At 60.0% G+C, this 19,058-nt stretch carries 16 protein-coding genes and 1 tRNA gene; 10 read left to right on the forward strand and 7 right to left on the reverse strand.

All coding sequences use genetic code 11. The features are described 5' to 3' along the window. Positions 1-1,218 (reverse strand): type II secretion system F family protein, encoded by a 1,218-nt coding sequence (locus tag HX881_RS09375; RefSeq protein ID WP_218171634.1) that lies wholly within the window; start codon positions 1,216-1,218, stop codon positions 1-3. Between the two features lie 3 nt (positions 1,219-1,221). Beyond that, complete coding sequence (gene pilB / locus HX881_RS09380) at positions 1,222-2,922, reverse strand: type IV-A pilus assembly ATPase PilB (RefSeq protein WP_177084078.1); 1,701 nt, start codon at positions 2,920-2,922, stop codon at positions 1,222-1,224. Between the two features lie 224 nt (positions 2,923-3,146). On the opposite strand from pilB, the gene HX881_RS09385 reads away from it, so the two are divergent. From HX881_RS09385 to HX881_RS09400, 4 genes are all read left to right on the forward strand, one after another. Next, positions 3,147-3,560: a pilin gene (locus HX881_RS09385; RefSeq protein WP_177084080.1), complete on the forward strand. Its 414-nt coding sequence runs from the start codon at positions 3,147-3,149 to the stop codon at positions 3,558-3,560. A gap of 122 nt (positions 3,561-3,682) precedes the next feature. Then, entirely contained in the window at positions 3,683-5,329 is a 1,647-nt protein-coding gene (locus tag HX881_RS09390; protein WP_177084082.1) for a tetratricopeptide repeat protein, read from the forward strand. Between the two features lie 93 nt (positions 5,330-5,422). Then, positions 5,423-6,784: an O-antigen ligase family protein gene (locus tag HX881_RS09395; RefSeq protein WP_425503501.1), complete on the forward strand. Its 1,362-nt coding sequence runs from the start codon at positions 5,423-5,425 to the stop codon at positions 6,782-6,784. A 39-nt stretch (positions 6,785-6,823) separates the two neighbouring features. Then, positions 6,824-6,899: transfer RNA gene (locus HX881_RS09400), tRNA-Thr, on the forward strand. 47 nt (positions 6,900-6,946) lie between these two features. Here the strand turns inward: HX881_RS09400 and HX881_RS09405 are convergent. Together HX881_RS09405 and HX881_RS09410 are read right to left on the reverse strand one after the other, a co-directional pair. Beyond that, positions 6,947-7,168, reverse strand: coding sequence for a hypothetical protein (locus HX881_RS09405; protein WP_017123513.1), 222 nt, complete (start codon positions 7,166-7,168; stop codon positions 6,947-6,949). Beyond that, a complete protein-coding gene (locus tag HX881_RS09410; protein ID WP_017123514.1) occupies positions 7,168-7,641 on the reverse strand; it encodes a Tse2 family ADP-ribosyltransferase toxin in 474 nt (157 codons plus the stop codon). Before HX881_RS09410 ends, HX881_RS09405 begins: the two co-directional genes overlap by 1 nt. Positions 7,642-7,814: 173 nt before the next feature. Between HX881_RS09410 and HX881_RS09415 the strand changes: the two genes are divergently transcribed. Continuing rightward, positions 7,815-9,311 carry a DNA-3-methyladenine glycosylase 2 family protein gene (locus HX881_RS09415; protein ID WP_177084084.1) on the forward strand — a complete coding sequence of 499 codons (1,497 nt, stop codon included), beginning with the start codon at positions 7,815-7,817 and terminating at the stop codon, positions 9,309-9,311. 28 nt (positions 9,312-9,339) lie between these two features. Here the strand turns inward: HX881_RS09415 and nadC are convergent, their stop codons facing one another. Next, the gene (nadC, locus tag HX881_RS09420; RefSeq protein WP_017123516.1) at positions 9,340-10,188 is read right to left on the reverse strand and encodes a carboxylating nicotinate-nucleotide diphosphorylase; all 849 of its coding nucleotides are present in this window, start codon (positions 10,186-10,188) and stop codon (positions 9,340-9,342) included. 374 nt (positions 10,189-10,562) lie between these two features. Between nadC and HX881_RS09425 the strand changes: the two genes are divergently transcribed. The 5 genes from HX881_RS09425 to HX881_RS09445 all read left to right on the forward strand — a co-directional run bounded on the left by HX881_RS09425 (position 10,563) and on the right by HX881_RS09445 (position 17,133). Then, on the forward strand, positions 10,563-12,785 hold the full coding sequence (locus HX881_RS09425) for a DUF1631 domain-containing protein (RefSeq protein ID WP_177084086.1): 2,223 nt from the start codon (positions 10,563-10,565) through the stop codon (positions 12,783-12,785). 84 nt (positions 12,786-12,869) lie between these two features. After that, positions 12,870-13,433 (forward strand): 1,6-anhydro-N-acetylmuramyl-L-alanine amidase AmpD, encoded by a 564-nt coding sequence (ampD, locus tag HX881_RS09430; RefSeq protein ID WP_017123518.1) that lies wholly within the window; start codon positions 12,870-12,872, stop codon positions 13,431-13,433. Next, positions 13,430-14,269, forward strand: coding sequence for a regulatory signaling modulator protein AmpE (gene ampE, locus HX881_RS09435; RefSeq protein ID WP_017123519.1), 840 nt, complete (start codon positions 13,430-13,432; stop codon positions 14,267-14,269). Before ampD ends, ampE begins: the two co-directional genes overlap by 4 nt. A gap of 1,602 nt (positions 14,270-15,871) precedes the next feature. After that, the gene (locus HX881_RS33165; protein ID WP_425503502.1) at positions 15,872-16,576 is read left to right on the forward strand and encodes a methyl-accepting chemotaxis protein; all 705 of its coding nucleotides are present in this window, start codon (positions 15,872-15,874) and stop codon (positions 16,574-16,576) included. A gap of 173 nt (positions 16,577-16,749) precedes the next feature. Beyond that, the gene (locus tag HX881_RS09445; protein WP_177084090.1) at positions 16,750-17,133 is read left to right on the forward strand and encodes a hypothetical protein; all 384 of its coding nucleotides are present in this window, start codon (positions 16,750-16,752) and stop codon (positions 17,131-17,133) included. Here HX881_RS09445 and HX881_RS09450 read toward each other — a convergent pair. Together HX881_RS09450 and cra are read right to left on the reverse strand one after the other, a co-directional pair. Beyond that, positions 17,108-17,899 carry a TatD family hydrolase gene (locus HX881_RS09450; RefSeq protein WP_177084092.1) on the reverse strand — a complete coding sequence of 264 codons (792 nt, stop codon included), beginning with the start codon at positions 17,897-17,899 and terminating at the stop codon, positions 17,108-17,110. The two genes, HX881_RS09445 and HX881_RS09450, sit on opposite strands and share 26 nt — an antisense overlap. 2 nt (positions 17,900-17,901) lie before the next feature. Then, on the reverse strand, positions 17,902-18,897 hold the full coding sequence (gene cra, locus HX881_RS09455; RefSeq protein WP_177084094.1) for a catabolite repressor/activator: 996 nt from the start codon (positions 18,895-18,897) through the stop codon (positions 17,902-17,904). Between the last annotated feature and the right edge of the window lie 161 nt (positions 18,898-19,058).

Consider the following 19,058-nt stretch of genomic DNA (forward strand, 5'->3'; position numbering starts at 1 on the left):
TCAGACTACTGAGCCGAGTTTGAAGATAGGCAGGTACATGGCGATCACCAGCCCGCCGACGATAACCCCCAGAACCGCCATGATGATGGGTTCCATCAGGCTGGTCAGGCTATCGACCATATTGTCGACTTCAGCTTCGTAGTAGGTCGCGACCTTGTCGAGCATATCGTCCAGGGCGCCGGACTCTTCGCCGATGGCCGTCATCTGGAGCGCCATGCTGGGGAACACTCCGGTAGCGCGCATGGAGAAATTCAGTTGCATTCCTGTGGAGACATCCTGTTTGACACGGTTGACGGCATTCTTGAAGACGATATTGCCGGTCGCGCCCGAGACGGAATCCAGGGCCTCCACCAGCGGCACACCGGCGGCGAAGGTAGTCGACAATGTTCGCGCAAATCGGGCGACGGCGGACTTGTAGAGCAATGGACCGATGATGGGCATCTTCAGGAGCATCCGGTCCATCCAGTTGCGAAAGCGCTCGGAGGTTTTGTGCGCACGCTTGAGTGCATAAGCTCCCCCGACCAGGGCCAGGATCACAATCCACCACCAGTCTTGCAGTATCTGTGAGAGGCCGATCACCATCAGGGTGAAAGCCGGAAGTTCGGCGCCAAAGCCGGCAAAAATTGCCTGGAACTGCGGCACTACCTTGATCAGCAGGATCCCGGACACGATGATCGCCACGAGTACCACGGCGATCGGGTAGTTCATGGCCTTCTTGATCTTGGCCTTGAGCGCTTCGGTTTTTTCCTTGTAAGTGGCTACCCGATCCAGAAGGCTTTCCAGGGCACCCGCCTGTTCGCCAGCATCCACCAGGTTGCAATACAGCTCGTCGAAATACTCGGGTTTCTTGCGCAGGGAGGTCGCGAAGCTGTTACCGGCGGCGACCTCCTGCTTGATATCGTCCACCAGCTTGCGCATGTTCGGGTTGTCGAAGCCCTCGGCGATAATGTCGAACGACTGCAGCAGCGGCACGCCGGCCTTCATCATGGTGGCCATCTGGCGGGTAAACAACGCGATATCCATGGGCTTGATGCGTTTGCCCTTGCTGAAGATCGACACGCCTTTTTTGCGTACCTTACCGGGATTGATGCCCTGTTTACGCAGTTGTGCCTTGACCAGTGCCGGGTTGTGTCCGGTAAGTTCCCCGGACATCTTGGTACCTTTCTTGTCGGTACCCTCCCAGGCATATACGCTGATCTTTACTGCTTTCGTCGCCATGGCTTAGTCCTTGGTGACCCGGTTGACTTCTTCCAGGCTGGTCAGGCCTTGCATGGCTTTGCGCAGCCCGGAGGTTCGAAGGTCGTTGAAACCGTCCTTGCGCATCTGGGTGGCGATCTCGATCGAGTTGCCTTCGGCCATGATCAGTCGCTGCAGATCGGGGGTGTTCTTGACCACTTCATAGATCCCGACGCGGCCTTTGTAGCCGGCGTTGCAGTGGTCGCAGCCGACGGGCTCATAGATCTTGAACTTGCCAATCTGGTCTGCAGGGAAGCCCTCCTTGAGCAAGGCTTCTTCAGGAATATCGATTTCCCTTTTGCAATATGTGCACAGTTTGCGTGCCAGGCGCTGGGCGATGATCAGGTTGACCGAGGTGGCGATATTGAAGCCAGGGATGCCCATGTTATGCAGGCGGGTCAGGGTTTCCGCGGCGCTGTTGGTGTGCAGGGTCGACAACACCATGTGGCCGGTCTGGGCCGCCTTGATCGCGATCTCGGCGGTTTCCAGGTCGCGGATCTCGCCGACCATGATCACGTCCGGGTCCTGACGCAGGAACGAGCGCAATGCCTGGGCGAAGTCCAGTCCCTGTTTTGGATTGACGTTGACCTGGTTGATGCCTTCCATATTGATCTCCACCGGGTCTTCGGCGGTGGAGATATTGATATCCACGGTATTGAGGATATTCAGGCCGGTATACAGCGAAACGGTTTTACCGGAACCGGTAGGGCCGGTGACCAGGATCATCCCCTGTGGCTGCTTCAGTGCGGCCATATAGAGGTCCTTCTGCTCCGGTTCATAGCCCAGCGCATCGATGCCCATCTGGGCACTGGACGGGTCGAGGATCCGCATCACGATCTTTTCGCCCCACAGCGTCGGCAGGGTGTTGACCCGGAAATCGATGGCCTTGGTTTTCGAGATACGCATCTTGATCCGACCGTCCTGGGGCTTGCGACGCTCGGAAATATCCAGGCTGGCCATGACCTTCAGGCGCGCGGCAATGCGCCCGGCAAGGTGGATCGGTGGCCTGGCCACTTCCCGCAGGATGCCGTCGGTACGCAAGCGGACTCGGTAGACTTTTTCATAGGGTTCGAAGTGTAGGTCCGATGAGCCGCCCTTGATGGCATCCAGCAGCATTTTATTGACGAAACGCACCACGGGGGCATCGTCGGCATCCTGGCCGGCGATCTGCTCGTGTTTCTTGTCATCGACCGACTCGATATCCAGGCCTTCGAGGTCGACGTCCGCCATGTCCTCCAGGCCGCTGGAATTGCTATCGAAGAATTTGTCGATGGCATCGGAAAGCTTGTCATCTTCTACCAGGATCGCCTCGGTGGTGAGACCGGTGCTGAACTGGATATCGGTGATTGCCTGGTGATTGCTTGGGTCAGAGATGCCGACAAAGAGCTTGTTGCCGCGTCGCCATAAAGGTAGGACATGGTGCTGGCGGATCAGCTTCTCACTGACCAGGCCCTTGGGCTGGCTCTCCTTGTCGAGGCAGCCCAGGTCGAGCAGGGCTACGCCGAAATGCTCCGAGGCGATTTCCGCGACCTGCCGGCTTTTCACCAGTTTGTTCTGGACCAGATAGCTGACCAGGGAAATGCGATTGCGTTGGGCTTGCTGATACGCCTGCTGAGCGTTTTTGTCGGTAATCAGCTCGGCTGCCACCAATTGCTTGGCCAGACCGGAAAGGGCGATATCGTTCATTTGGGCACCAAACACAAACAGTCGGAGACTTATAGCGTAGTCGGGCTATGGTGCCAAATCGGGGATGGGGAGGTGACAAAAAATGTCAGGTTCTGTTGTTCTGAAGCAGTCTTTCGAACGGAAAAAGGCTCTGCATCAATCATTCCGTGTTGTATTGGGGGGTGGCACGGGCTGTGCTTCGGGACGAATGAGCCATACGGCCTTTTCACGTCTGGAGACGAAATATGAATGCTCAAAAGGGTTTCACCTTGATCGAACTGATGATCGTCGTGGCGATCATTGGTATTCTGGCGGCGATTGCGTTGCCGGCTTACAATACCTACACACAAAAAGCACGCTTTGCTGAGGTGATTTCGATTGCTGATGGATACAGAGCAGCGGTAGCGGTTTGTATGAGTGATATCGCGAGTACAAACGGCGTTGGTTGCAGTGCAGGGTCTAACGGGGTACCCGCAGTGGTTGCAGCGAGCTCGTCGATTCCTAGCCTGGCGTCTATGAGCGTGACTAACGGGACTATTTCGATTACTGCCAACCCAGTTGCTGGCAGCTACACCTACATCATTGCGCCTACAATGACCGCTGGTGCAATTACCTGGGCTCAGACTGGTAGCTGCTTGGGCGCCGGTTATTGCAAGTAATACCTTGAATAGCATTATGTTGATTTGCGAGTATTGAAAAGGATCGGCACCTTCTTAAGGGTGCCGATTTCTCCATCCGAAGATGGGGAATTATATTTTTAAGTTCTAATATAGAGAACTCCATGGTCTCCCGTCGCTTGGTGCTTTCAGCTTGCGCTGTTTTGTCAGCTATTCTGCTATTTTTTATATGTTTTCCATTTCTGAATAACCCTCTCGTATTTGACGATGAGCCTTTTTTTAGACTGGGAGAGCCAGCCAGTTATCTCGCGAGGGGCTTCAGCCTCTCTCCTCGACTTTGGGTCTATGACTCGTTGGCAGCAACCTTTATTTATATCAGTGATAGAATTCTCTGGCTGCGAGTTGAGAACCTTTTTTTTCATGGCTGTACCGCCCTGGCGTTGTTTGGCTTTATCCGAGAGCTGCTTCTTGGCCTGGAGCGCCGAAACGATTTTTTTCTGAGCGCTGAAACTGCAGCTTTTATTGCAGCGTTTTTGTTTGCAATACATCCATTGGCTATCTTGACCCAGGGCTATCTTATTCAGCGCACCATTGTTTGCGCTACTCTGTTCGGGATTCTTGGTCTTTGGGCCTTCTGGAAAGGTCTTTCAGGTAAGCGCTGGGTGCTTTGGCTATCCTGCTTGTGCATGGTGTTATCCATGTATGCCAAAGAACATGCGGTAATGTTGCCTGCTTTGTGCTTTCTGCTATGGATATTGCACCGTAGAAGCAAATTACCATCCCCTTTCGCCGCTCGCGAAATAATGTCGGTGCTGGCGTTGCAGGTGCTTATCTCTGTTTCCGTCGTGCTATGGGCTAAAGGCGTAATTGGGCATGCTTATGAAAACATGAGTGAAGAGATGCTTATGGACGAGAGTTTTCGCCCGGAGGGGTCGCTTTACCTGTTGAGCTTGCTGAATCAGATGGGTTTGTTTTTCAAATATCTCTCCATCCTGATCCTGCCTCAAGGCAACACCATGGGGTTGGACCTGCGAGTCCCCTTCCCGCTGAGTTATGGAGTCTGGTGGGCCTGGACAGGTTTACTGGCGTTTGTTGCTTATGGCGTTGCGGCTATCGTGTTGCTGATGCGCGGTGGCAGCAAAGGGCTGCTAGGGTTCGCGCTTTTGTTCCCTTGGACACTTTTTGCGACGGAGCTGGTTTCGGTGCGTCTTCAGGAGCCGTTCGTGCTGTATCGCAGCTATCTCTGGATTCCAGGGCTGTTCATCGGACTGGCTTTGGGGCTGCGACGCCTCAAGCGATTTTATATCGTGACATTGATCCCGGTCTTTGCGCTTTATCTGTGCGGAATATCCTATGATCGGTTGATGTCGCTGTCTGCTCCTTTTTTTGTATGGGATGAAGCAGCGCGATATTTTGAGGCCCAAGGAGAAAAGCCGGGTCTGTTTGGCGGTTATCGTATTTATTACAATCTGGGGAGTACTTATCTGGACGCTGGTTTTGTCGATCTGGCATTGGCGAACCTGGATAAGTCGGTTGCCTTGAAACCAAGTTATGCTTATGCCTATCATCAGCGCGGCAAGGTCTTTCTTATGAAAGGTGAGCCGGAAAAGGCGAAAGTCGAGTTCGAGCAGGCGATCAGACTCCGGCCCGCTTATGCCAAGCCCTATCTGGGAATGGCGGATGTGTACAAGAGTCTTGGCAATCCTGATGAAGAACGGCGTTATCTGGAACTCGGATGCAGCAAAGGTAACCAGCCGGCCTGTGACAGAGTCAACCCAAAGCTCCCGTTGATGTTGCTGCCCAAGACTTGATTTATCGCAAATACAGCTGAAAGTAGAGATTCCGAGGTCATCATGGATCATGCCCGGGACGGGTATTCAAGGGCCTGTCTGATCACAGTTTTGATGATCATGGCCCTGGTGATCAGTTGGCGTGGGCTGGACGGGCATACCATTCAGCGTATCGGGCAGTTGAGTATCGGGGTTATCCTCATCTTTCCCCGACTCAGTCGTAAGTCGCCATTTTCTCCGATAGACCGAACAACTTATATCGCTGCTGGTCTTGTCTTTGCGGCAGGTACGATCTCAATATCGATGGCGCACCAACCGTTATGGGCTGGTGTCGAAATTGCGGTAGCCGCGATCTGTTTTGCGATTGCCGAGATCATCTCGGGTATACGTCGAACAGGTATGACAAATCTGGATCGGCTGTTGATTCTCTTTGTGGTCTTTATCTGCGCGTTCAAGAGTATTGACTTTGCAGCACGGGCACTTCATTTTTTCGTCAATGGTACTGGCTTACTTGATACCGATTCACTTCTAGGCGGTTTTTCAAATAAACGCTTTTATGGGCAGTTCCAGACGTTCACCTTACCGCTTCTAGTGCTCCCCTTGTTGTTAGTGACGACAAAACGTTCTGCCCAGGCTTGGGTATTTCTGCTTCTCAGTTTTTGGTGGTTGATTGCGATAAGTGGCGGCACGCGTGGCACTTGGCTCGGAATGGGAGTTGCTGGTGTGGTGATGTGGGTAGCCGGTCAACCTGGAAGACGCTGGCTTACCTGGCAGCTCCCGGCAGCGGCAACCGGATTGCTTTTTTTCTGGTTGATATTTGCCGTCCTGACCGACTACCTCGGCATTGAAGTCCGCAATTTCGCTGGCGCTCGCCTCACCACCACGCTCTCGGCTCGCGACGTCCTTTGGCAACAAGCCTGGGACATGATCCGCGAACGCCCCTGGCTCGGCTTCGGCCCCATGCACTTCGCCGATATCCACAACCCCATCGCCGCCCATCCGCACCAGGCCATTCTGCAATGGGCCAGCGAATGGGGCGTGCCTTCCACCTTGCTGGTGATGTGGCTGGTCGGGCGCGGGCTCTGGGCAACTTTCCGGCTGATCCGCGAACGCGCCGACTCCAGCGATCCGGTCGACCTGTTGCGTGTCTGTCTGTTCGCCAGCCTGATCGGCGCCCTGACCCAATCCATGGTCGACGGCGTGATCGTCATGCCGTACTCGCAGCTGTGGTTGTCCCTGGTGGTCGGCTGGCTGATGGGCATTCATGTCTGGAAAGGCGAGCCAGCGAAACCCCACGCTTTCATCCACTGGTCCTGGATGGGCATCAGTACCGCCGCCGTTCTGTTCCTGGTGTATGTCGTGATCCGCGACGTGCCCCATCTGGACGAGCGCAACAGGCTCTATCAGGAACAATACGGCGGCCACTTCCAGCCGCGTTTCTGGACCCAGGGCGTGATCGCGATCAAGCCGCGGTAGCTTGCCCCGTTCGTCGCCCGATGCTAGCGTTAGCGCCACGCCGGTGTAGCTCAGTCGGTAGAGCAGCGCACTCGTAACGCGAAGGTCGTAGGTTCGATTCCTATCTCCGGCACCACCTGACCGATAACAGTCCCCCCGATCGCTCGGGAGGACTGTTGATCCCTAGTGCTCATCCAGCAACACCTCCAGTGGTACGCCGACGTCATCGGCAATTTTTCTGTACTCGTCCTTCACATGGTCGAACAGCTGGGTCAGTTGCAGCAGGTACTCTTCGTAATCTTCCACGTCGCCATCGAGGTTCGCATCGATCAGGCGCTTCTGGTTCGAGATGGCGTCACGCAGGGTCATTACCAGTATCGGTGCATGCAGGTCCGGGATTTCCATCAGAGATTTCCTTCTTTGATCGCGCTTTGCGCCAGGTCGGCCAGCAGGCGTTTATAGGTGGAGAGCAACATGCTCCGCACGGGAGCGATGGTGTAGTGGGTCGCTTCGAAGGACTCATTGTAGCCATCCTTGACGATGACCAGCCCGTCCGGGATTTTCGTCCCTTCCGGCAGGCGGTAGTAGTCCCAGCGCTTGCCCTTGAAGGTCTGGCTCCTGTCGAAAGTGCTGGTTCCCTCCGGCTTGGTGGGATGAATGATGACCCACTCCTTGTTCTCCACGGTTTCAACCGTGATGTCGGGCCGGCGGAACTGCCTGTTGTCCATCATGTAGCCCTTCTCGACCGGCGCGAGCAGGGGCAGGGGACTGTCCGAGCGCAGTGCCCGCCACAGGTTGGTGGGGATCTCGCCAAAAAAGAATCGATCAACCTGGTCTTTCGGGACCAGGATTGTCCTGTCCAGCTTTGATTCACTCATTGTTGCTTCCCTGCCGGTGGCGTTTGCTGATTCGCGGGTGCGTCGCCCCTCCATTCGACGTCGGGCGATGTATCGAAGGGCCGGAAAACAGGTATAGCCAAGATCCGGTTTTTTGCTTTATCGATGTCCGAAAATGGCGAGATCGATCACATTGCCGGTGCTAACCTGCGCCCATGAACATGACAAGCGCTGTGCCGTTTCCCGCTGCCGATATCTGCGAAAAGGCTCGCCTGAGCCGTGATGCGCGGTTCGACGGGGTGTTTTTCACCGCCGTACTCAGTACTCGGATCTACTGTCGGCCGGTCTGTCCGGCGCGGCCACCCAAGGTCGAGAATGTGCAGTACTACCCCAGTGCCGCCGCCGCCGAGGCGCTGGGTTTCCGGCCCTGCCTGCGCTGTCGGCCGGAGCTCGCGCCGGGCAATAGCGTCTGGCTGCACGGCGAGCATCTGGTGGCGCGGGCCCTCAAGCTGATTCATGAAGGGTTTCTCGCCGAGCATTCTCTCGACGAACTGGCGGCACGGCTGGATGTCGGTGGGCGGCAATTGCGGCGCCTGTTTGTCCAGCACCTCGGCGCGCCGCCCATTGCGGTGCATTCGACCCAGCGCCTGCTGTTCGCCAGGCAACTGCTGAACGAAACCGCGCTACCGATCACCGAGGTGGCGTTGGCATCGGGATTCCAGAGCCTGCGCCGGTTCAATGCGGCCTTTGCCGAAGCCAACCATGTCGCGCCTCGGGAACTGCGCCGCAAGCCCGGGGCCGACGCCGGCAGCGCGCTCGTCCTGCGCCTTGGTTATCGGCCACCCTACGATTTCAAGGCGCTGCTGGCGTTTCTCGCCAGCCGTGCCTTGCCGGGGATCGAGGTGGTCGAGGCGGACAGCTATCGGCGGGTCTTCGGCGATGCCGGTTCGCCCAGTTGGCTGCGGGTCAGTCCGTGGTCCGGCGATGCTCATGCGCTTAAGCTGGAGCTCTTCAACGTCGCCCCTGCGCAGATGTTGCCGGTGGTGACGCGGATTCGCCGGATGTTCGACCTGGATGCCGACCCACAGGCCATCGCCGCCACGCTGGGCGCCAGCCCGGTGCTGGCACCCTGGGTCGAGCGTTATCCCGGCCAGCGCTTGCCGGGCGGTTGGGACGGTTTCGAGATATCGGTACGGGCGGTATTGGGTCAACAGGTCAGCGTCGCCGCGGCACGCACCCTTGCCGCGCGTCTGTTGACCCGCTTCGGCTGCGTGCTTGAAGTACCGCCGGCACCTGGCCTGGACCGGCTGTTTCCCACGCCCGAACAATTGCTCGACGCCGACCTGGTCTCGATCGGTGTGATCCGCACCCGCGCAGCCACTCTCCAGGGGATTGCCCGGGCCTTGCTCGACGGACGGGTGGACTTTCGCGCGGAGCAGCGCCTGGGCGACTTCGTCAGAAGCTGGACCGTGCTGCCGGGTATCGGCGAATGGACGGCCCATTACATCGCCATGCGCGTGCTCAATCATCCGGATGCGTTCCCCGCCGCGGACCTGATCCTGCGTCGGGAAGTCGTCGAGGACGGTCCACCCTTGACCACCAGGGCCCTTGAAGGGCTGGCCGAGGCATGGCGGCCCTGGCGCGCCTACGCGGTGATGTACCTGTGGCGCGGGGCGGTGGAGTCCGAATTGATACGCCGGAGCCGGAAATGAACGCAAGCCTGGTCTATCAGGACGCGGCTCAGAGACTCAGGCGCATCGACAGGTCCACGGCCTTCACATCCTTGGTCATCGCGCCAATCGAGATGTAGTCGACGCCGGTCCCGGCAATCGGCCGCAGGGTGCTTTCATTGATGCCGCCACTGGCTTCGAGCTTGGCCTTGCCGGCGTTCAGGCGCACGGCTTCACGCATATCGTCCAGACTCAGCTCGTCGAGCATGATGATATCGGCGCCCGCCGCCAGTGCTTCCTTCAGTTCTTCCAGGCTTTCCACTTCGATTTCCACCGGCTTGCCCGGTGCGATCTTGTGCGCGGCGCTGATGGCCTGGGCGATTCCGCCGCAGGCGGCGATATGGTTTTCCTTGATCAGGAAGGCGTCGTACAGGCCGATGCGGTGGTTATGGCAGCCGCCGCAGGTCACCGCGTACTTCTGCGCCAGGCGCAGGCCCGGCAGGGTCTTGCGGGTATCGAGCAGCTTCACCGCGGTGTCGGCCACCTGGTCGGCGTAATAGCGTGCGTGGGTGGCAACGCCGGAGAGCATCTGCAGGAAGTTCAGCGCGCAACGTTCGCCGCTGAGCAACGAGCGCGCCGGACCCTCAAGGTGGAATAGCGCCTGGTTTGGTCGCACCCGTTCACCGTCGCGCACCTGCCAATGCACCGCAACCCGTGGATCGAGCTGGCGAAATACGGCGTCGACCCAGGCCGTTCCGGCAATCGTCGCCTCGTCACGGGTGATGATGGTGGCCTTGGCCAGCCGTTCGGCGGGGATCAGTTGCGCGGTGATGTCGCCGCTGCCGATGTCTTCGAGCAACGCGCGGCGCACGTTGGCTTCGATTTCGGCGGTCAGGTCGGCGAGACGTAGATTCGGCATAACGGGCTCCACAAACAAAGTCCCTCGATTATAGGGCCTTGGCGCCGGCTAACCCAAGGCGCGGCTGCCCGCGCGTTGCCCCGCGAACCTGCATTTGGTCGCCTCGGCTGAGCGTTTTTGCGTCTTTGACGGTCTATCTGACGACAAGGGCGAAAAGGAATTGCAGAGTTCGCTAGCAAAAGTGACATCTTTTGCAAGATAATATGCCTTGTAATTGACGTCATAGCTTTGACGTCTCTGTGATTCCCAGATTATCGATACCCCCGACGGGTGCCCGGGCGCTCGCCGTGAAGGGGTTGTGAGCGACGTGCCCATGACCCGCGCAGACCGATTGTTCACACAGAACCGAAGAACCGCAGCAGCAGGAGGCTTGGATGCACAATGACGGGAAGGTAGTGCCTTTGCACAAGGCCACCGATGAACGAGCGACGCCGTCGCCGCTCGCCCGTTTGCCCGTGGTTCTGCTGCAGGTTCGCGACAAGGCCGCGCAGCAGCTCAAGCAGGGCCTGCAAGTGCTGTTCGACAATGCCGATGACACCCTGTTCGAAATGGCCGACAAGGCCTTGAACAATGTCGACCAGAACACTTTCTTCGAAGCCATGCGCGACCTGCGCCTCAAGCGCAAAAGCATCGAGCGCGGCTTTCTCGAACGGTTTTTCGAGGCCTTTGTCGGCCTCTGTCAGTACGATATCAACGAGGTGACGCTGCCTGCGCCGATGTCCTACGACAAGCTGGCGCTGGTTCCGAATGACGAACTGGAAAAGACCGTCGCCCTGGATGCGATGGTCGCCAAGGTCCTGAGCCGTGACGGTTTTGCCCTCGGCCAATTGACCACCCGCCTGAATGCCTTGATCACCCGGCGCCTCGAGGATCAGGACAATCCCATGGGCCCGGCGATGCTCTGCGAGTATTTCCTCGAGGCCGGGCGCGACCTGGGGGTGGAGATCAAGGTCAAGCTGATCATCCTCAAGCTGTTCGAGAAATATGTCCTCAGCGACGCGGACCAGTTGTACGCCGAAGCTAACCAGTTGCTGATCGCCACTGGCGTGTTGCCGGAACTCAAGGCCGTCCCGTCCCGTCGCGCCTCCGATCGTCCGACCGCCGCCGCGCGGGCCAGCCAGGATGAGACAGGAGCGGCCAAGGCGGGCTCTTCATCCCTCGATGCCAGCGTCCAGGAAGTGTTCTCGGCCTTGCAGGAACTGTTGCTGCATGTGCGTGGCAGCGTGGCGCCCAGGCTGGATGCGGGCTCCGAGATCCAGCCGATTTCCACCCGCGATCTGTTGCGGCTGCTCTCGCATTTGCAGCAATACGTCCCGACGCAGACCGCTCCGGACGATTTCGACCTGCGCAATCAGCTGGAACAGCTGCTGACCCGGGTCAGCGTCAAGAGCGGCAAGTCGCGCGTGGTCGGGGTCATGGACGAAGACGTGATCAACCTGATCGCCATGCTCTTCGAATTCATTCTCGACGACCGCAACCTGCCGGACTCCCTGAAGGCATTGATCGGACGCTTGCAGATTCCGATGTTGAAAGTGGCGGTGCTGGACAAGAGCTTTTTCAGCCGGGGCAGTCATCCGGCCCGGCGCCTGCTCAACGAAATCGCCTCCGCGGCCATGGGCTGGGGCGCGCGCGACGACTATCAGCGCGATGCCTTGTACGTGCGCATCGAACAGATCGTGCAGCGCCTGCTGAATGACTTCGTCGACGACCCGGCGATCTTCTCCGAGTTGCTGGTGGATTTCCTCGCCTTCACCAGTGACGAACGTCGCCGCAGCGAGTTGCTCGAGCAGCGTACCCGTGACGCCGAAGAAGGCCGGGCCAAGGCCGAGCAGGCGCGCCAGCGGGTCCAGGAAGTATTGAACGAGCGGCTGCTGGGCAAGACCTTGCCCGAAGTCGTGGTGCGCTTGCTGCAGGAGGCCTGGAGCAAGGTGCTGCTGCTCACCTGTCTCAAGCACGGCGAGGCGTCCGCCGAATGGCAGGCTGGCCTGCAAACCATGGACGACCTGATCTGGAGCGTGGAGCCCAGCGGCCAGGCCGATGCCCGCCTGCGCCTGCTGGAACTGGTGCCCGGCCTGCTCAAGGCGTTGCGCGACGGCCTCACCAGCGCCGCCTTCGACCCGTTTGCCACCAGCGAATTCTTCAGCCAGTTGGAAAGCCTGCATGTCCAGGTTTTCCAGCGCCTGGCGAAACAACAGGCCGAGCCGGCTACCGTCGATGAGGCGCAACCGGCGATGGTCGCGGTGCTGGAGGAAATCGTCCTCGGTTCACCGGACGACGCGCCCGCCGAGGAGCGTCTGGTGGAGCTGCCCGAAAATGACGCCGGGCTGCTGTGGGTCCGGCAGTTGCGGATCGGCAGTTGGGTCGAGATCCGCGAGGACGATGAAAACAGCCTGCGTTGCAAACTGACGGCGATCATCGAGTCCACCGGCAAGTACATCTTCGTCAACCGGACCGGCATGAAAGTGCTGGAACGCACGGTCCAGGGCCTGGCCGTCGAGTTTCGTCGCGGAGCGGTGCGGTTGCTGGACGACGCGCTGCTGTTCGACCGTGCCCTGGAGTCGGTCATCGGCAATCTGCGGCGGTTGAAGGCGCGCTGAGTTTTTTTGCGCAGAGAGTGCTGCCCATGTCGGCCTCTATCGCGGCATACTGGGCCTGTCGCTTTTATCCTCGAAGGAACCTGTATGCAGCTGGATCCCGCCACGGGTTGGTGCCAGGACGTGGATCAATGCCCGTCGCCCAACTTCAACGAGCGCCCCGAAGGGGAAGTTTCCCTGCTGGTGATCCACAACATCAGTCTGCCGCCCGGGCAATTCGCCACCGGGAAAGTCCAGGAATTTTTCCAGAATCGCCTGGATGTCACGGAACATCCCTACTTTGACGGCATTGCCCACCTACGGGTGTCTGCGCACTTTCTGATTGAACGTGACGGCAAGGTCACGCAGTTTGTCTCCTGTCTGGAACGGGCATGGCATGCCGGTGTGTCGAGTTTCGAAGGGCGCGAGACCTGTAACGATTTCTCCCTGGGCATCGAGCTGGAAGGCACCGATGATCTGCCTTTCACCGAAGCGCAGTATGCGTCGTTGATTGCCCTGACCCGGCAACTGCTGGACGCTTATCCGGCAATCACCCCGCAACGGATTTGCGGCCACAGCGATATTGCCCCGGGGCGCAAGACCGATCCGGGAGCGGGCTTTGACTGGGAGCGCTTTCGCGTCGCCCTGCAGGAAAAAGGAGAGTCACAATGAGTTTTCTGGTGCTGCTGCTGGCGGTATGGATCGAGAAGTTCTCGGCCCTGCGCCAGCGTGTCCAGCGTGATGGCGCCTGGTTGGGCGAACTGGCCAGGCTCGAGTCCAGCCCTCGTTGGGCGAAGCAGCCGTGGCTGGTACTGGTGCTGCTGGTGTTGCTGCCGGTTGCCTTGCTCGGCCTGCTGCTGATGGTGCTGCAGCCGGTGGCCTATGGTCTGCTGGCGCTGCCGGTGCATCTGTTGGTGGTGATCTACAGCCTGGGACGCGGCGATCTGTTGGCGGCCCTGGGACCTTTCCGCGATGCCTGGCGGCGTGGTGACGTGCAGGCCGGGGTGCATGTTGCCCGGCGTGACATGAACGTGAAGTGCGCCGAGAACGGTGAGGAACTGCTGGAAAAGGTCCAGGGCTACTTGCTGTGGCAGGCCTACCAGAGTTTCTTCGCGGTGATCTTCTGGTATTTCCTGCTGGGCCCGGTGGCCGCCTTGAGCTATCGCCTGCTGGCCCTGGCCGCGGAGCACAGCCGCAATCCGGCCCTGGCCGAGCGCGCCACCTTGCTGCGCCATGCCTTCGACTGGCTGCCGGTACGCCTGCTGGCGGCGAGCCTGGCGCTGGTCGGCAATTTCGTCGCGGTCAGCCGGGTGATGCTGCACGAGCTGCTCAACTGGGACATTACCGCTGAGCAACTGGTGGAGAAAGTCGGGCGGGTGGCGGGAGAAGTGCCGGCCGCCGTCGTCGGTGCCGATGGCGTCACCAGCCTGGACAGCCTCTGGGAACTGCTGCTGCGGGCGGCGGTGCTCTGGTATGCCGGTTTTGCCCTGTGGACCGTGCTGATCTGATGCCTTGAGGGACACTAGCAGGGGCACGGCCGGCGCTCGATTGCCGACGCAATCACTGTAGGCGCCGGCTTGCCGGCGATGAGGCCGGTGAGCCCAGTGGTGCCTGTCGGGACACCATCGCCGGCAAGCCGGCTCCCACAGGTTTGCGGGCGATCGGTTAACCTTAAGTTACAAAACTCCTTTCCGAATTACGTTATACAAGCAGTAGCTGCGGATGCTGGCTTTATGCCTCGTCGTGCCTGCCACAATAAAAATAATAGGAAAGGGAGCGTTCTAGTGAAGAGCTTGCTATATCCCGCCGTCGCCCTGATGAATCGCCTGAGCTTCGGGATGAAGTTCAGTCTGATCAGCGTGCTGTTCTTCGTGCCGATGCTGGTGACCAACTTCTACCTGGTGCGTGACTCCTACCGTGAGTTCTCCGCGACCCAGGTCGAGCTGCAGAGCCTGGATCTGCTCGGCAGCAGCCTGACCCTGCGACGTGACCTGGAGACCCTGAACAATCAGGTGCAGATCAACGCGGTGCTGGGACAATCCGGCAAGGCCGGTGACCTGGAAAGCCGGATCAACCAGTTGGAGCAGAGCGTCCTGGACCGGCTCCAGGGCCTGACCGCGGTGACCGGCGACCCTGAGCAGATGGCGGTATTCACCGCCAAGCGCGACGAAATGGTCAGTGCATTCAAGGCCCAGCAAGTCGAAAGCTCCCTGCAGAGCAAAAGCGCGCTGATCGAGAAGCTGCTGGGCAAGGCACAGATTTTCAGCAAGATCATCGCCAGCCAGTCCGGGCTCAGTCGCGACGGCCAGAGCGATCTGCGCCAGTTGAGCGAGCTGATCACCAGCGTCACACCGCAAGTCACCCAGACCCTCGGCGAAGGCCGCTCCATGGGCGCTTATTCCCTTGGCCAGGGGTTTCTCAATTCATCGTCCAGCACCCGCTTTGACGAGTTGTTGCAGCAGATCGAGAAGCTGCAGGCCGAATATGCCCTCAAGTTGCAGGACGCCCTGGGCAGCAGTCGCAACGCCCATCAGGCGCTGGATTCGTTGACCGCGGCCAGCCAGGCCTCGCTGAAAAAGGCCAGCGAGGTGTTCGAGGAGCAGGTGGTGATGGCCGAGACCCTAGAAGCGCCCTGGCCGGCCTTCTACGATCAGGTCAGTGGCTTGATGGCCCAGACCTACAAGCTCAATGACGCGACCCTGGGGTATATCGATCAGGAGCTGCAACAGCGCCTGGCGCAGAATCGCCTGCATATGCTGTTGCTGGTGGTGGCGCTGGCGGTGGTGTTTCTCTCTATCGTCTACCTGTATGGCGGTTTCTACGCGTCGACCCGCACCACCTTGCGTCGCCTGGGCGAAATGATGAACAAGGTCGCCGCCGGGGACATGACTGTCAGTTTCATTGCCCACAGCCGCGATGAACTGGGTGAACTGGGCGCGGTGTTCAATGGCACGGTGGCCAAGATCCATGACCTGATCGAGCGGGTCGGGCAAACCGTCGGCGAAGTCGAGCGTCAGGCCGGGCAGGTGGAATCGGTATCGGCCCGGAGCAACCAGGCGGTGGCCGGCCAGCGCAGCCAGATCGAGCAGGTGGCGACGGCGATGAACCAGATGTCGGCCACCGCCCAGGAAGTAGCGCGCAGCGCGGCGGCGGCGGTCAGCAGTGCCCATAGCGTCAATGATGAAACCCTCAGCGGCCGGGCCCTGGTCGAGTCGCAGCAGGGCAGCATTGCCCAGTTGGCCGGGGAGATCGACCAGTCGGTACAGGTAATCAACCAGTTGGCCATCGACAGCCAGTCCATCAGCCGGGTCCTGGATGTGATCAAGAGCATCGCCGAACAGACCAACCTGCTGGCGTTGAACGCCGCCATCGAAGCGGCGCGTGCCGGGGAGCAGGGGCGCGGCTTCGCGGTGGTGGCCGATGAGGTCCGCACCCTGGCCAAGCGCACCCAGCAATCGACCGAAGAGATCGAGCAGATGATCGGCAAGCTGCACGGCGGTGTCGGGGCGGCGGTCAAGGCCATGGGCGTCAGTCATCAGATGGCCGACGGTACCGTGAGCCAGTCGGAAAAGGTCCAGCAGGCCCTGGAAAACATCCTCGGCGCGGTCGGCATGATCGTCGACCAGAACCAGCAGATCGCGGCGGCCGTCGAACAGCAGACCGCGGTCGCCCATGATATCGACCAGAATATCGTCGAGATCAACCGGGCCGGAGAGCGCACGGCCGATGGCGCGCACCAGACCGAGAATGCCAGCCGGCAACTGTCGGCGCAGGTGGTTGAACTCAAGCAGTTGATCGGTGCGTTCCGGGTGTGACGCGGGTCTTGGGCCTTGGAATAGTCTGTAGTACTTAAAATCTTGGCGTGTAGGCCAGATCCTGTTTTCTTTGCGGGCCGATCTTTCGGCTTACGGTGGGTGAAAACCCATCTATACCGGACTCATCGGTGAGCCGTTATCGCTCGGGAGGAACAGGTTTGAAGGATACGCTCATGGGCGTCAAGGGGATGTGCGCGCACTGCCGTGGCACATTTCCCCTCAGCGCCTGGCACTTGAACGCGATTGCCATCAACGAAAGCTTCGCCTGTCGCTGCTGCGACAAGGCGCTGCAGCTCAATTGCCCGAGGCAACTGAAGCGCTTCAGGTCGCTGGACGCATGGTCGCCGCTCAAGGCCAGCATGATGCTGTTGATCGGCTCCTCGTTGCTGGTTGCGCTGGTCTGCGAATGGCTCGGCCTGATCAGCGTGGTCGAGCAGCTCAACTTTTCCCTGCTGGCGCTGCTGCTGTACTTCGCCACCTTGCGTTACGCCCGCCACCGGCAGCAGATGACGCTGGTCCTGCAGGTCGCGGTCAGGCCGGATTCTGTGGCCAGTTGAACAGCGCACACGCGTTGGCGCTGCTGGCGGCGGCCAATGCCTGCGGGCTGACGGCCATGAGTCCGGCGAGGGCGGCGCAGATGGCCGGCAGGTGCTCCGGACTGTTGCGCATGCCGGGATACATCACCGGTGCCATGTCCGGCGAATCGGTTTCCAGCACCACGGCATCCAGGGGCAGGCCGGCAATGACCTTGCTCAGGCGCAAGGCCTGGGGCCAGGTGCCGGCGCCGCCGAGGCCGAGCTTGAAACCGAGCTTGAGGTATTCCCGGGCCTCTTCGCGACTGCCGGCAAAGGCGTGGATGATTCCGCCACGGCCCAGGCGAAAGCGCTTGAGTGTCGCGATGGTCGCCGCATGGCTGCGACGCACATGCAGCAGTGCCGGCAGGTCGAAGTCCGCGGCGAGTTGCAACTGGGCCTCGAACAGCACCTGCTGGCGCTCGCGATCGAGCTGCGGCAGAAAGTAGTCCAGGCCGAACTCACCCACCGCGCACAGCTGTGGATGGTGGGCCAGGCGACTGAGCCAGGCGCCCAGTTCGTCCAGGTCGGCCGGGCGATGATCTTCCAGGTACACCGGGTGCAGGCCGAACGCCGCATGCAGTTGCGGATCGCCCAGCACCAGGTCCCAGACCCGCTGCCAGTTCTGTCGATAGACCCCCAGCACCACCATCCGGCCAACCCCCAGGGCGCGACTGCGACCGAGCAGCGCGTCGCGATCTGCGTCGAAATCCGGAAAGTCGAGGTGGGTATGGGTATCGATCAACTCCATGCTCAGGACTCGCGGATACGCTGCTTGAAGGTCCGCGCTATCGCCTGGACGCCGGGTCGGTAGTCCTTGTCCTCGATGGCGGCCAGCGCCAGTTGCAGGGCCTTGTCGGCGATCAACGGGTGCTGCTGGGCCATGGCGTTGACGGGCAGGGGCAGGAAGTCCAGCAACTGGGTGTCGCCGAAGGTGCCCAGGCGCAGCGGCTGTGGCTTGAGCGGATGGTCGTGCAAGGCATCGAACACGCCCTGCAGCAGCACATAGGAGGTGGTGACCAGCGCGTCGGGCAGATGGCCGAGGCGCTTGACCAGTGCATCCATCAGTTGCCGGCCGCAATCACGGCTGAACGCTTCGCCGTGTTCGATCAACACCTCGCCCTTGAAACCGTCCAGCGCGTCCTGGAAACCGGCGGCCCGCTGCCGGCTGATGCTCAGCTCGGCGCGGGCGCCGATCAGGGCGATATGGCGTGGCATCGGCTGCAGCAGGCTGCGGGTCAGTTGCAGGCTGGCCTGATGGTCATCACTGACCACCGAGCAGAAATGCGTCGGCTCCATCTCCCGGTCGATGGCGATGACCGGCATTCCCAGGTCCTGCAACTGGCGATAGCTGTCATCGTCGGCCGGCAGGCAACTGGCGACAAACAGGGCGTCGCAGCGACGGGCGCGGAACAGTTGCAGCAACTGGCGTTCGCTGTCCGGGTCATCGTCGGAACTGGCGATCAGCAACTGATAACCGCGGGCGCGGGCACCTTGCTCCAGCAGCTTGGCGATACGTGCGTAACTGGGGTTTTCCAGGTCCGGCAGGATAAACCCGAGGGTGCGCGTCTTGCGGCTGCGCAGGCCGGCGGCCTGGGGATTGGGGGTGAAGCCATGCTGCTCGACCACGGCCCGGACCCGCTCCACGGTGCTGCTGCTGATACGCTGTTGCTCGGCCTTGCCGTTGATGACATAGCTGGCAGTGGTGACGGACACACCGGCCAGTTGGGCAATATCACTGAGTTTCAAGCGGATGATTCCTTGTTTGCTGTAGCTCACGGCTGCATTTTCTCTGATCGTATCCTATTCCGGCAGTCGACTGTGGAAGCGGGCGGGTGTGGGCACCGGACGGGTAGGGGAGCCCACTTGTGGGGAAGCGGGCTCGTGTGGGAGCGGCCTTGCCCGCGAAC

Source organism: Pseudomonas gingeri (assembly GCF_013386115.1).
Classification (GTDB): domain Bacteria; phylum Pseudomonadota; class Gammaproteobacteria; order Pseudomonadales; family Pseudomonadaceae; genus Aquipseudomonas; species Aquipseudomonas gingeri.